This window comes from Cellulomonas sp. P24 (assembly GCF_024704385.1).
Taxonomy (GTDB): Bacteria; Actinomycetota; Actinomycetes; order Actinomycetales; family Cellulomonadaceae; genus JAJDFX01.
Genome location: NZ_JAJDFX010000002.1, coordinates 3,196,884 through 3,210,582, shown reverse-complemented (window position 1 = coordinate 3,210,582; position 13,699 = coordinate 3,196,884). Strand labels below are relative to the sequence as shown.

12 protein-coding genes are annotated in these 13,699 nt (G+C 70.6%); 7 read left to right on the top strand and 5 right to left on the bottom strand.

Annotated elements, in window-relative coordinates; all coding sequences use genetic code 11:
* Positions 1-115 precede the first annotated feature (115 nt).
* A complete protein-coding gene (locus tag LJB74_RS15070) occupies positions 116-667 on the top strand; it encodes a dTDP-4-dehydrorhamnose 3,5-epimerase family protein (protein WP_259309311.1) in 552 nt (183 codons plus the stop codon).
* A 20-nt stretch (positions 668-687) separates the two neighbouring features.
* Here LJB74_RS15070 and LJB74_RS15065 read toward each other — a convergent pair whose 3' ends face one another.
* Complete coding sequence (locus LJB74_RS15065) at positions 688-1,869, bottom strand: methyltransferase C-terminal domain-containing protein (RefSeq protein WP_259309310.1); 1,182 nt, start codon at positions 1,867-1,869, stop codon at positions 688-690.
* A gap of 75 nt (positions 1,870-1,944) precedes the next feature.
* Positions 1,945-2,976, bottom strand: coding sequence for an NAD(P)-dependent oxidoreductase (locus tag LJB74_RS15060; RefSeq protein ID WP_259309309.1), 1,032 nt, complete (start codon positions 2,974-2,976; stop codon positions 1,945-1,947).
* Positions 2,977-3,132: 156 nt separating this feature from the next.
* On the opposite strand from LJB74_RS15060, the gene LJB74_RS15055 reads away from it, so the two are divergent.
* From LJB74_RS15055 to LJB74_RS15030, 6 genes are read left to right on the top strand one after another with little or no spacing between them, the layout of a single operon-like run.
* Positions 3,133-5,193 carry a glycosyltransferase gene (locus tag LJB74_RS15055; protein ID WP_259309308.1) on the top strand — a complete coding sequence of 687 codons (2,061 nt, stop codon included), beginning with the start codon at positions 3,133-3,135 and terminating at the stop codon, positions 5,191-5,193.
* A complete protein-coding gene (locus tag LJB74_RS15050; protein ID WP_259309307.1) occupies positions 5,190-6,512 on the top strand; it encodes an O-antigen ligase in 1,323 nt (440 codons plus the stop codon). The genes LJB74_RS15055 and LJB74_RS15050 overlap by 4 nt, the downstream gene beginning before the upstream one ends.
* A 7-nt stretch (positions 6,513-6,519) precedes the next feature.
* Positions 6,520-7,701, top strand: coding sequence for a glycosyltransferase family 4 protein (locus LJB74_RS15045; RefSeq protein WP_259309306.1), 1,182 nt, complete (start codon positions 6,520-6,522; stop codon positions 7,699-7,701).
* Complete coding sequence (locus LJB74_RS15040) at positions 7,698-8,747, top strand: glycosyltransferase family 4 protein (protein WP_259309305.1); 1,050 nt, start codon at positions 7,698-7,700, stop codon at positions 8,745-8,747. Before LJB74_RS15045 ends, LJB74_RS15040 begins: the two co-directional genes overlap by 4 nt.
* A complete protein-coding gene (locus LJB74_RS15035) occupies positions 8,744-9,586 on the top strand; it encodes a hypothetical protein (RefSeq protein ID WP_259309304.1) in 843 nt (280 codons plus the stop codon). Before LJB74_RS15040 ends, LJB74_RS15035 begins: the two co-directional genes overlap by 4 nt.
* Positions 9,487-10,014 (top strand): glycosyltransferase, encoded by a 528-nt coding sequence (locus LJB74_RS15030; protein WP_259309303.1) that lies wholly within the window; start codon positions 9,487-9,489, stop codon positions 10,012-10,014. The genes LJB74_RS15035 and LJB74_RS15030 overlap by 100 nt, the downstream gene beginning before the upstream one ends.
* Here the strand turns inward: LJB74_RS15030 and LJB74_RS15025 are convergent.
* From LJB74_RS15025 to LJB74_RS15015, 3 genes are read right to left on the bottom strand one after another with little or no spacing between them, the layout of a single operon-like run.
* Positions 9,974-11,149, bottom strand: coding sequence for a glycosyltransferase (locus tag LJB74_RS15025; protein ID WP_259309302.1), 1,176 nt, complete (start codon positions 11,147-11,149; stop codon positions 9,974-9,976). The genes LJB74_RS15030 and LJB74_RS15025 overlap by 41 nt on opposite strands.
* Positions 11,146-12,807: a CpsD/CapB family tyrosine-protein kinase gene (locus LJB74_RS15020; RefSeq protein ID WP_259309301.1), complete on the bottom strand. Its 1,662-nt coding sequence runs from the start codon at positions 12,805-12,807 to the stop codon at positions 11,146-11,148. Before LJB74_RS15020 ends, LJB74_RS15025 begins: the two co-directional genes overlap by 4 nt.
* A complete protein-coding gene (locus LJB74_RS15015; protein ID WP_259309300.1) occupies positions 12,804-13,382 on the bottom strand; it encodes a glycosyltransferase in 579 nt (192 codons plus the stop codon). Before LJB74_RS15015 ends, LJB74_RS15020 begins: the two co-directional genes overlap by 4 nt.
* Positions 13,383-13,699: the final 317 nt, after the last annotated feature.

Genomic DNA, 13,699 nt, shown 5'->3' with positions numbered 1-13,699 from the left:
CAGTCTCCCCGTCCCGCCAAGCCCGGGGGAAGGGAGCTCGACCATTTCACCCTCCGCCACGAAATCCACCAGGACACCCAGGTGCGGGAAGGACCCCGCGCCATAGACTGGGCGGATGGAGATCAAGACGACGGCAATTCCTGGTCTGGTCGTGTTCCAACCGACTCCGCACCGCGACGCGCGTGGCTACTTCTCGCGCACGCTCGACGTGAGCATCCTGGCGGAGGCCGGAATCGACCCGGCAGGGTTCAAGCAGGAGAACCAGTCCCGGTCGTACCAGGGAGTCATCCGAGGGCTGCACGGGCGGACGAACAAGGGCGAGGCGAAGCTCGTGCGATGCGCCCACGGCGCGGTGCTCGACATCGCGATCGACGCCCGACCGGGCTCGCCGACATTCGGTCGCATGGAGACGTTCCTCCTCGACGACCAGGTCTGCACCCAGGTCTACATTCCGCGCGGCTTCCTCCACGGTTATCAGGCTCTCACCTCGGTCACCGACTTCGTCTACCGCATCGACGACTTCTACGGTCCCGATGAAGACGTCACGGTCAACTACCTCGACCCCGACCTCGCTGTTCCCTGGCCGGCCCCGATCACCGTCGTGAGCGACCGGGACAAGCAGGGCATCTCGTGGGTCGACTTCAAGGCGTCTCTCGGCGTCGCCTGAGCCGACGGCGACCGTCCGGCTCACCCGCGGGCGAGCGGCTCGACCTCGCGCGGCATCGGGTCGAGGACCACCCACCGACCGCCGTTGGCCTCGATCTCCGGAAGCGCCGCCCGCACCTCGGCCAACAGGTCAGGGACGAACAAGAGCACGCGGTCGGGGGTGAGGGCGACGAGGTCGGCGGGTGAGACGATCGGGATCCTGTTGCCCGGCATGGTCCGACCGTGCTTCGCGGTCGACGCATCGGCAACCACGACGACCTGGTCCTTCTCGATGTGGGCCGACCGCAGGAGCGCCGATGTGCGAGACGCAGCCCCGTAGCCGGCGACCGTGAGACCCGCCTGGGTCGTGCCACGAAGGTAGTCCTCGATCGCTGCGACCGAGTCTCTCAGGGCGGTCCCGAGCGATGCGACGTGGGCCGGGTCGGTCGCGCCCTCGGCCAGCTCCCGCTCGACCATCGCGGTGACGGACGGCGCCTGCTCGCCGAAAGGCGAGCCCTCCTTGGCGAGAGCCAGCATGATCGTGCCGCCGTACAGCGGGTACTCCCACGCCCCGACCGCGACCAGGCCGACCTCCTTCGCCATCTCGACGAGCACCGGTACGGAGTAGTACGCGAAGTGGCCATGGCGCAGCGCGTTCCAGATGCCCGAACGGACGATCGCCGCGACGGTGTGGAACTGCATGAGCAGGACACCGTCGGCAGTCAGATGACTCACCCGCTCGAGGAGCGCGGCGCGCTGGTCGGCGTCATGCATCATGCCGAAGATGTCGACGAGGAGCTCGGCGTCACCGTCCGTGACCTCGTGCATGTCACGGGCGGCGAGCTGGTTCACCCACGAACCTCCGTGCGGGCTCGGGTACTCCAAGACCCGCGTGCCCGGCCGGACGAAACCCGCTTCCACGGCCTGGGCGACGGCGGCCTCGGCCTGAGCGACGAGCGCGGCCGGTTCGACGCCTCGAGGCTCCTCAGGAGTGGTCGGGTCCGTCTCGAGCTGGACGAGCCCGCTCACGGTGCTGATCACCATCCGGAGCGGGTGCTCCGGATCCGGTACGGGGGCGTCCGGCAACGGAAACAGGTCCGCCGCAGGCTGGTCGCCGAGGTCGAGGACCACGTACCCCTCGGGCCGACCGGACCACCGGCACACCCAGCGAGGGTCCGGTGTCTGCAGGTCGTCGGTGTTCAGGCGAGTCGTCGTGCCAGACATGCGTGCTCCTTCGAGAGACGGGCCCCGCCGACTACGGCCCGGTGGATCGATCGCGGCGAGCTGGACGCGTGCGGGTCATGAAGCCGCGCGGATGCGCAGGTCCGTGAGGTCGAGGCGTCCGGCGTCGGCGAGCTGCCGGATCTTCTGGAGCCGCACGAATCTGGGGCCCTCGAAGTCCTCGACCGTGAGGCCGCGCACGCCTGCATCCCGCCAGATCTCTCGGATCCCGTCCGGGATCGTCCACCTCGGGTCGAAAGCGGCGAGCCTCGTGCGGATCTTGGTGAAGTCGACCCGGTAGTTGCGGGCATCCGGACCCGCTCCCGGCGCGAACGAGACAGGTGAACCCGTGATCTCGCTGACCTGCTCGGCGATCGTCCGGATCTGCACCACGTCCTCGTCGCGCCCGACGTTGAACGCCTCGTCGTGGACTGCGTCCCGCGGCGACTCGAGCACCGCGAGGAAGGCCCGCGAGATGTCCTCGACGTGCACGAGCGGTCGCCACGGGCTCCCGTCCGACTGGAGCCGGACCTCCCCGCGGGTGAAGGCCGTTCCGGTGAGGTTGTTGACGACGATGTCGGCGCGCAGGCGGGGCGACGAGCCGTAAGCCGTGGCATTCCGGAGGTAGCTGGGCGAGAACGAGTCGTCCGCGAGCGCCGAGATCCCCTGCTCGGCCATGACCTTGCTCTGCCCGTACGGCGTCACCGGGTTGAACGCCCCGTCCTCGGCGACCGGAGCGTCCCCACCTGCTCCGTAGAGCGAGCAGGAGGAGGAGAACAGGAATCGCTCGACCCCTGCTTCCTTCGCCACCCGCGCGACGTGCACCGCACCGCGCGCATTGACGGCGTAGGTCACGTCGGGGTTGAGATGACCGATCGGGTCGTTCGAGATCGCCGCGAGGTGGACGACGGCATCGAACCCCTCGAGGTCGCCGGGGACGAGATCACGGATGTCGCCGGTGCGCTGCTCGTAACCACCGGGTGGGGTACCGAAATCGCAGCCGTCGTACCACCCGGCGTCGAACCCGACGACCTCGTGCCCGCGGTCCATCAGAAATGGCACGAGCACGCTTCCGATGTACCCGCGATCTCCGTCGACCAGAACTCGCACAGCGCTCTCCTTCAATCCCGGATGTCGCACCTCATTGTGGCACCGTATCGGCGGAAGTCGGCGAGATGCCCAGATTTCACCCCATTGGGCGCGGCAGGTCCGTGGTGCTCCTCCTACGATCATCAGACTGCCGTCGACAGGGAGGACGCTGTCCGCGTGAGGGTGCTCCGGATCTCGCACAGCGCTGTCGTCTCGGCATGGCGACAGCGCGAGCGAGAGCTGCGCGCCCAGGGCGTCGACGTCCACCTGCTCTCGGCGTCGGTCTGGGACGAGGGGGGCCGTCCGGTGAGGCTCACCCCCGGACCTGGCGAACCCGTCCAGGGTGTGCGGACGTGGGGCAGTCACCCGGCGCTCTTCGTCTACGACCCCCGTCCGCTGTGGCGCGCCCTGAGGGACCGGTGGGACCTCGTCGACATCCACGAAGAGCCGTTCGCCCTTGCAACCGCCGAGGTCCTCGCGCTGCGGGCAACGTCCCGGCTCGTCCGTCCCTGGCGGCCTCCGCCGCCGTACACCCTCTACTCCGCGCAGAACATCGCGAAGCGCTACCCGTGGCCGTTCCGACACCTCGAGGCCCGCGCTCTGCGCGGCGCCGCGGCGGTCTCCGTCTGCAACGTCGAGGCGGGCCGCGTCCTGCGTGCCAAAGGCATGCGAGGCGCGATCGAGGTGATCCCGCTGGGCCTGGACCTCGCCCGCTTCTGCCCTGCTCCACCCGCCGAGCCGTCGACAGACCTCCCCGAGGCCGGACGGCACACCGGCCAGCTCACGGTCGGCTACGCGGGGAGACTCGCCGCCCACAAGGGCGTCGACGTGCTGCTTCGGGCTGCCTCCCTCGACGAGCGGCTGCACCTGCGGATCGCCGGGGCAGGCCCCGATGGCCACGACCTCCGTGAGCTCGCCCGGCCGCTCGGCGACCGGGTGGCCTTTCTCGGTCCGCTCGACGAGGACGCGTTACCTGCCTTCTACCGGGGACTGGACGTCCTCGCCGTCCCGTCGCTCGAGACACCGGGGTGGGTCGAGCAGTTCGGCCGTGTCGCCGTCGAGGCGATGGCATGCGGGACGCCGGTCGTGGCGAGCGAGTCCGGAGCCCTTCCCGACGTCGTCGGTGCGGCCGGGCTGCTCGTCCCGCCCGGAGACCCGCGCGCCCTGTGCGACGCGCTGCTGCGAGTCGGCGAGGAACCGGGGCTCTGGGACCGGCTCCGAGCCTCGGGGCTGCGGCGCGCGGCCGACTGCTCGTGGCCTGAGGTGGCGCGCCGCTACCTCGAGATGTACCGGGCCGCGCTGCAGACGTCGTCGCCGACGAGCCGATCGGATACCGGCCGACCGGAGCCCGAGCTGCCGGTGCCAGAGGTCGTCGTCGTCGCCTACCGCTCCCCGGACCTGCTCCGAGCCGCGCTCGCCCCGCTGGGCGAGGAGTTCCCGCTCACCGTCGTCGACAACTCCTCCCTGCCTGAGATCCGCGAGATCACCGAACGCGCCGGCGGCCACTACCTCGACCCGGGCCACAACGGCGGCTTCGCCGCGGGGGTCAACCACGCGCTTCGCCACCGGGCGGCTCCCGGCAGGGACGTCCTGCTCCTCAACCCCGACGCGGTCATCACCGCCGAGGACATCCGCGTCCTCCAGCAGGGGCTGCACGCTGCCGTCCGAACGGCCAGCGCAGGGCCGGTCCAGCTCGACGGCACCGGAGCGACCGCCCGCGTGGTCTGGCCATATCCGTCACCGGCGGGGACCTGGATCGAAGCCGTCGGGCTCGGCCGATTCCGCCGGACGCCCGCGGACCGCTCGTTCGTCATCGGCTCCGTGCTCCTGCTCGACGCCGACGCCCTGGCGGAGGTCGGCTCCTTCGACGAGCGCTTCTTCCTGTACGCCGAGGAGACCGACTGGGCGTACCGCGCGACGCGCGCCGGCTGGCGGCACGTCGTCGTGCCGGAAGCGCACGCCCTGCACCTGGGCAGCGCGACGAGCGACGATCCAGTGCGACGGATGACGCACTTCCACGCCTCTCAGGAGCTGTTCCTCCGCAAGCACCACGGTGCGTGGGGCTGGCAGCTCGCGCGGGCCGGCGCGATCGCCGGCAGCGCCGCGCGGGTCCTCGTGCTTCGGGGTGAGCGTCGCGCCGCAGCGCGGCTGAGGGTGATGCTGTACGTCGGCGGACCCGTCAGCGCACAGGCGAGACTCTCGACGGCCCCGCGCGTGCCCGGACCGGGGCCCGCATGATCCGTCGACGTGTCGCGTGGGTCGCCGCGATGGCGCTGATCGCCGCTCTGCTCACATTGGTCGGCGCCCTCGTGCCCCGCAGCTCGGTGGTCGCGGTCGTGGTCGCGGCGTTCGTGCTCGTGATCGGCCTCACCATCTACGAGCCCGCGGCCGTCCCGATCCTGACGATGCCCCTCCTGGTGGTGGTCGAGCGCGTCGGGGGCGACAGCGTCAACCTGTCCCTGAGCGACTTCGCGCTCTTCGGGGGGTTCTGCTTCGCCGTGGTCTTCGCACCCCGGCCGTACTCCCGTCCGATGCGCTCGCTGCTCTGGCTGGCGGGGTTCTACCAGGTCACCACGCTGTTCACGGTCGTGGCCAACCCGTACATCCAGAACACCGTCGAGTGGTTCCACGCGTGGCTGTCCGTCGCGGGCGCCCTCGTCGTCGGCTGGGCGGTCGGCAGGTCCGGTCGAGCACGCATCGGCATGACCATGTTCATGGTGGCCTGCCTCGCCATCGCGGCGCTGACCGGGATCGCGTCCCTCACGCAGCTCGCGGCAGGCAACACCGGCCCCGTCTACCTCTACTGGCCGTTCGGGATGCACAAGAACTTCATCGGGATCGTGCTCGCCTTCGCGGCACTCGTCGCCTACGTGCGACCGTCGTGGGTGGGGTGGTCGCCGAGGTTCGCCCTGACGTCCTTCTGGTTCTGCAGTCTCGGTGTCGTCGCATCGCAGGCCCGACAGGCCCTGGTCGGACTCGCGGTGGCCGTGATGGTCGTCACGCTGCGCACCGACCCGGACCGCAAGAGGTCCAGGCTCATCCTGCTCGCCGCCATCCCTGCGGCGTACTCGGTCGCACTGGCCATCCAGGACCAGCTCGCCTCGACCAACGCCTTCAACTCCGCCAACCAGCGTCTCACCTGGTACCAGCAGGCCTTCGAGGTGTGGCAGAGCAGCCCGTGGTTCGGGGTCGGCCTGCGCTGGTGGGTCGCGGGCCGGACCCAGTTCGGGTTCCAACCGCCGAACGCCGAGCTCGAGGTGCTCTCGTCCGTCGGCCTCGTCGGCCTCGTCGGATTCCTCGCGCTGTTCCTCGGTGCTCTCACCATCCTCTGGCGCCGGAACCCTCGATTCGGGACCCTGGCCTTCACGATGCTCCTCATGCGGTTCATCCAGGGCCAGTTCGACCTGTTCTGGTCATCGGTCGTCGTCTCGGTACCGTTCGTGATCGTGGGGGTGTGTCTCGGCGCGGAGGCCTATGCGCGGGAGAATCGGCCGCATGGGAGATTGCGAGCCGTGGTCTTCCCGACCTTGGCGCGCCTCGACGGACAGAGAAGATGAGTCACCGATGAGAATCCTCCAGATCGCACCGGTGATCGGCCCGGGCACGGGTGTCGGGGCCGTCGCGCACCACCTCGAGTCCGCGTGGGAGGCCGAGGGGCACGACGTCAGCCGGTTCACGCTCGAGGACGCGCACGGCGCCTGGATCCCGGTTCCGGGTCCCGGCGTGACAGGGAAGGTGGCGCTCGCCGCTCGGGTGATCTGGTTCTCGACGATCGGCACCCACCTTGCCCGGCGTCGCCTGCGCCGCTCGCCCGGGACGGTCTCCATCTGCCACAACGACGCTCTCGCCGGAGACGTCTACGTCAACCACGGGATCCTTCAGGCCGCCATGAGGGCGCGCGGCCGGTACGTGCTGCGGATGCTCCGCAACCCGATGCACCTGTTCATCGCCACCCGTGACACCGTGCGCTACAGCTCCGCGGTGCATCGCGTCGTCGTCAACCTCGTGGACGAGGAGGATGTCGCCCTGCGCGCCACCTACCCACGGCTTCGACCGCGCACGGTCGTCATCGGGAACGGTGTCGACGTCGACGGCTACCGTCCGCCGTCAGCCGCCGAACGGGCGCGGGCGAGGGCTGACCTGGACCTCGGGGACGACGCCGTCGGGCTGCTGTTCGTCGGTCACGAGTATGAGCGCAAGGGCCTGCCGAAAGTCCTCGACGCCCTCGACCTGCTCCCGCACCGGTTCCACCTCGTGGTCGTCGGTGGCACCGATGACATGGTCGACCACCTGAGGACCCAGGTGGAGGCCCGGGCGCTCGCCTCTCGCGTTCGACTCGTCGGCCAGGTCGACGACCCTCTCCCGGCGTTCCGTGCCTGCGACATCTTCGTGTTCCCCAGCAGCTACGAGTCCTACGGGCTCGTCGTCCTCGAGGCTCTTGCCTGCGGCATGCCGGTGATCGCCACTCCGGTGGGGTGCGTGCCGCAGGTCGTCACGGACGGTGTCAACGGGTTCGTCGTCGAGCCGCTCGCCCCTCGCATCGCGGCCGCCGCTCGCGAGCTCACGGGAATGGACGCCGACCAGCTGGCCACCGCGGCCCGGGCCGCGGCCGAGGCACACTCGTGGCGCGAGGTGTCACGTCGCTACCTCGACCTCTTCTCCTCCCTCGGTCGTGCGCCTCTCGGCGAGGTGCAGGGCCCTCCTCCCGATCGCCACGGGCACCGCGCCACTCAGGAGCCGGGATGAGGATCACCCACGCCGTCCGGTCCGACGGCTTCGCGGGGGTCGAGCGGCACGTCGCACGGCTCGCCTGCGCGCAGGCCGCGGCAGGTCATGCGGTCACGGTCATCGGAGGAGACCCGATGAGGATGACTGCCGCCGTCGGTGCCTCCTCCGTGGAGGCCCGTCCGGCGCGGACGACGCTCGCAGTCGCACGGGCACTTCGGCGCGCGGCTGCCGACTCCGACATCCTGCACGTGCACATGACGGCCGCGGAGATCGCTGCGACCCTGGCATCGCTCGCCCCGGGGCGGGTGCCACCGGTCGTCACCACGCGACACTTCGCGAGCCACCGCGGACGCGGCCCGACCGCACGTGTCGTGAGTGCCATAGCGCGCCACGGCGTCGCGGCCCAGATCGCGATCAGCCACTACGTCGCCGACCACGTCGACGGGTCCAGCGTGGTCGTCCACCCTGGCATCGACGGCCGACGGGACGCGCCGCAGGCATCCGCGCGCGACCAGGTGGTCCTTGTCGCGCAGCGACTCGAGCCGGAGAAGCGCACCGACCTGGCGATCAGGGCCTTCGCCGCCTCCGGTCTCGTCGAATCCGGGTGGCGGCTCGACATCGCCGGCGACGGCAGTCAACGAGACGAGCTCGACCGGCTCATCACGGCGTCGGGGCTTCGGTCGGCGACGAGACTCCTCGGCGCCCGGTCCGATGTGGAGGACCTCATGGCCCATGCCGGTCTCCTCCTCGCGTCGTGCCCGATCGAAGGATTCGGACTGACGGTCCTGGAGGCGATGGCGAGCGGCCTTCCCGTCGTCGCCGCAGCGGCCGGCGGCCATCTCGAGCTCCTCAGCGGTGTCGACCCGCTCGGGCTGTACCCGCCCGCCGACATCGAGCGCGCAGGCGCACAGCTGGCGGAGCTCGCCCACTCGCCGGAGCGCCGAGACACCTATGCACGAGCGGCCGCCGCGGTCCAGCTCTCCGACTTCACCCCCGCGGCACAGGTCGCCGCCACCGACGCCGTGTACCGGAGCGTCCTGCCGATGACCGAAGGGGCGCCATGACCCGGCGGACGTCGGAGCGCGCTGCCACGCACCGACCGGGACGCCGACGCGACTCCTGGTCGAGCGGTGCCGTCGACCACGCCATCGTTCTTGTCTCCCTCGAGGCCTGGGACGAGATCTGGCGTCGCAACCAGTACCTGGTCGCCGAGCTCCTGCGGGCGGACCCCGAGCTCTGTGTGGTGTTCGTCGAGCCTGCCTACGATCCCCTGCACGCCATCCGACGGGGAGACCGGTCACGGCGAGGTCGTGGCCTGTTCCTCGGACGCGGGCTCCGGCCCGGCCCGGACGTCGACGGTGTCGCACCCGATCACCTGTGGCGGTTCGAACCGACGAAGTGGCTTCCTCGCAAGATCGACCGTCACGTCGACCGCCGGGGCGCCCGTGCCGTCCGACGGATGGCTCGGCGACTCGACCTCGGAGCACCCGTGCTGTGGGTGAACGATCCGAGTGCCGCGACACTCGTCGTGGAGTCAGGGTGGCCAGCGCTCTACGACATCACCGACGACTGGCTCGCAGCCGAGCGGACCCCCGACGAGCACCGGCGTCTTGTCGCCGACGAGAGGATCCTCCTCGAGCGCTGCGCCGAGATCACCGTCTGCTCGGAACATCTCGCCACCTCGAAGAGCACGGACCGGACGGTGACGCTCATCACCAACGGCGTCGACCTCGACCGCTATCGCACGCCCCAGGCTCGCCCTGCCGACCTTCCCCCGGGTCCACCGCCGTCTACGTCGGCACCGTGCATCCGGACCGGTTCGACGTCGACGCGGCTCGTGCCACGGCACGCACGCTCGGCGAATCCGCATCGGTGGTCCTCGTCGGGCCGGTGGTCGATCTGACGCGCGAGGACTATCGAGCCCTGCAGGAGGACGGCGTCGTCATCCTCGGACCGCGCCCCTGGGACAAGATCCCGGCGTACCTTCAGCACGCCGACGTCCTCCTCGTCCCCCATGTCGTCAACGACTTCACCGAGAGCCTCGACCCGATCAAGCTCTACGAGTACCGCGCCGTCCGCAGGCCCGTCGTGGCCACACCTGTCGCGGGGTTCCGGGACGGCAACGATCCTCTCTTGACCGTTGTCGACGCAGACGGTTTCGCGACGGCGGTCGCCCGCGCCCTCGTACCCGTCGCGGGCGTTCCACGCACAGGGCCGACCGTGCACGACCCCACCATGACGGAGATGCCGATACCGGTCTGGCGCGATCAGGCAGCGCTGATGCGCGCCGTCATCGAGCGGATCGCACCGCCCGCCTCCACACCTCGGTGACGACCTCGGCCGTCCTCGCGATCGGGAACAGCCGGTAGGCCTCGCTCCGTGCGTGCTCGGCACGGACCGCCGCTGCCCGGGGGTCGTCGAGGATCTCCAGGACGGCGGCACTGATCGCCGCGACGTCACCGGCCGGCACGAGGGACCCGAGCGGCTCGTGCACAGGTCGGAGGATCTCCGGGACACCTCCTTCGGCGGTCGCGACGACCGGCACCCCTCGGATCATCGCCTCGACCACGACCTGACCGAACGGCTCGGGCACCGGAGAGGCGTGCACACAGATCGTCATCCGGTCGAGCTCGGACGCCGTGTCCTCGACCGAACCGACCCACGTGACCCGGTCGGCTACTCCGAGATGCTCCGCCTCCCGGCGTACCGCCGCCGCGTACTCCTCGGCACCGAACGTCGGCGCGCCGATGATGCGGAACTCCGCGTGCGGGTAGGACTCCCGCACGACCGCCGCGGCACGCACGAACTCGAGCTGCCCCTTGGTCGGGCTGATCCGTCCGATGAGGCCGATCACCGGGGTCGAGCCGCGCGCCGGGATCTCGCGCGACGGTACGATCCCTTGCTCCGGGGCGAAGCCCGGGTAGGCGACCGTCGTCGACCGTGGGAGTGTCCCAGCAGTCGCTCGGGAGTTCACCACGACCTCGCGGGGGAACCTCGCGAGCCACCTCACCGACCGCACCAGGGTCGTGGGGAGGTAGTCCGGACTGATCCTGTCGTGGACGTGCCACACCAGGGGAGTCCGGGTGACGGCCGCCGGGATCAGGGTCAGCAGGTCGGCCTTGAGCGAGGTCGTGTGGACGACGTCCGGTCGCTCGCGCCGAAGGTGACGTGTGAGCCTCCACAAGAACGGCACGACCTGCGCAGCCCTTGCCGCGTTCGGCCACGAGACTCGCCCCGCGCGGCGCCGGTCGACGGACTGCACCGACCGGGAGAGCGGGAGGACGTCGACCTCGATCCCCAGGTCTCGGAGGGCGACCCGGAGCTCACCGTCCTGGAACAGCAGGCACCTCACGTCGACATCGTCCCCGAGCGCAGCACACAGGCGGACAAGGGCGAGCTCCGCCCCGCCGAGCTCGGCGGTGTGGTCGACCAGCAGGACCCGCAGCGACGGCGTGGCAGGTGTCATGGGTGCCGAGGAGAGGTCCGCCCGCTCGCACCCTCAGCGTCCCGGTCACCGGCGTCCTGCACCTGGTCGGTCGGGGCGTCGGCCACCGAGACGCGAACACCGGCTCCGGGCTCCTCGAGGTCGTTCGCCGCGACCCGTCCCGAGGGCGTGTCCAACCACGCGATCGCCAGGTCGTCCTCACCTTCCTGCTGCCCGACGTCGTACGTCGAGGCGTAGAGCATCCGCCGGTCGCTCTTCACACCCGCAAGTGCGATCCCGGCGAGCGGGACGTTGTTGACCCGCAACCTGTCAGCCGCCTCGGCCAGCACGACGCGGTCGGTCCTCCCGGCCGCCGCGACGAGAACCACCCCGTTCGCGTAGCCGCCGAGGATCGTGGCATCCGCGGCGGCGAGCACCGGTGGCGCATCGATCACCACGACCGCCGCCTCGCCGCGCAACCGTTCGACGATCATGCGCACGACATCGGTCGCCAGGAAGTCGGCGGGATCCATCTCCTCGTCGTGGATCGGGAAGACGCTCAAGTTCGGGACGAGCGTCGGGCGGAGCTCGTGAGGCGCCCCGTGCCAGTCCTCAGGTGGCGGGAGCAACCGCTCGAGCTGGGGACGCCGCAGGTCCCCGGACACGGCGATCGTCTGCCGCCCGCTCAGCGCGAACGACGCCGCAAGGTTCGCCGTGATGAACGAGCGTGGCGCGTGCGGGTCGGCCGCCGTCACGACGACCACCGCGTTCGACAGTGCTCCCATCGCCACCTGCACGGACGTCCGGAGCTCACGGATGGACTCCGTGTAGGGCGACGCGCTCCGACTCGAGACCGGCAGCGAGCGACTGTGCCGGAACTCCCGATCGGCGGCTCCGACACCGTAGAGCTCCGCAAGCACGGGAGACCCGGCAAGTCCCGATGCGTCTGCGGCACTGCGCACCCGGATGTCGAGTCCTCGCCGCGCGAACGCTAGCCCGACCCCCACCGTCAGTCCGAGCATCGCGGCGAGCGCAAGCGCAACCGTCGAGGAGAGACCGAGCGGCGACGCCCCCGTCGCGGCCGTCATCACCTGTCCGGGCGTCACGATCGTCTCGAGGACGCTGCGCTGCGCCGAGATCGTCTGGTACTGGTTGATGATGCTGGTGCGTTCAGCCCCTGCGAGCGGGTCGTTGGGTGCGGCGGCGATCTGCGTGTCGACGGCATCGAGCTGGCTGCGCAACGCGTCCCGGCGCTTGTCGAGGACGGCGACCTGACCGTCGAGCACGGTCGGTAGATAGGCGACGTAGGCCTGGGCGAACGCGTTGGCCCGGCTGACCGCGTCCTGCGGCGTGAACGCACGTGCGCTCACTCCTACGGTGAGGAGGCTGGAGCTGTAGATCGCCTGGACCGATCCCGCGAGAGCCGTCGGGTCCTCGGACGTCCCGAGCAGCGTGGCCGCCTCAGCCGCCACCGGCTCGGACGTCACGATCGTCGGGTCCGTGGTCACCGTCACCGGCCCCGTCGACTGGCTCGATCCTGCCGCAGGATCGGCCGAGTTCAGGTGCACGACGGCGGTGGACTCGTACACGGTCTGCTGCCGGCCCAGGTACAGGAGCGTGCCGGCGACCACGAGAACCACGGCCGCGACCACGTAGTACTTCCCGGCGACGACCGTGCGGACGAACTCCCGAACTGTCACGGGTTCCTCTCCCCTGCCACGCCACTCGCACCGCCCACGAGACCGCGCTGCGCCTTGACCACCTCGCGGAGCCGGTGGACGAACCGCGGGGTCGCGAACGTCTCGACGTGCGAGCTCAGCGCCCCATCATCCCACGCATGCCTGCTCGCCTCCTCGATCGCTGCGGCGACGAGGTGCGGGTGCGGGGCATCGAAGAACGTGCCGGTGACACTCTCGACGACAGTGTCAAGGTACCCGCCATCGCGCAGCACCACAGCCGGTCGACCGAACGCTGCTGCCTCGAGCGGCGAGAGCCCGTAGTCCTCGTACGATGCTGCGACGAGCAGGCCCGCGTGGTGGTACAGCCAACGCAGCTCTGGATCATCGACGCGCCCCACGAGCGTCACGGCTGCCGAACCCCTGCGACTCTCTCCGCCCGCTCGCGCCAACAGCTCGAGGCGCGCCCGGTCCGGCCCGTCCCCGACGACCACGAGCCGCTGGCCGAGCTCCAGCGCCGCCTCGATCACGACGTCGACGTTCTTGTAGGGCAGGAGGCGCGCGACGCACAGCAGGTAGCCGGGCTCGATCCCCGCCACCGGTGTCTCCGCCCCGACGGGCAGCATCGCGGGGGGGCGGAGGCAGGACCTCGGCCTCGATGCCGTACGCGGCCCGGATGGCCCGCTGGGTGACGGTCGAGTTGGCGAGGTAGAGATCGGCGCGTGCAGCGGCGCGGCGATCCCAGCGCAGGAGCGCCGGGGCGAGCGCACCGATCGCCATCCCCGCCACAGCGCCGCGCATCCGGTCCGTGCCGCCCGACCCCGACGAGCCGCCGAGGTACCGATCCCGCTGGTAGAGCCACCGTGCCGGCGCGTGGCAGTACACGACGGTCCGCTCTGCGCCCCGATATCCATGG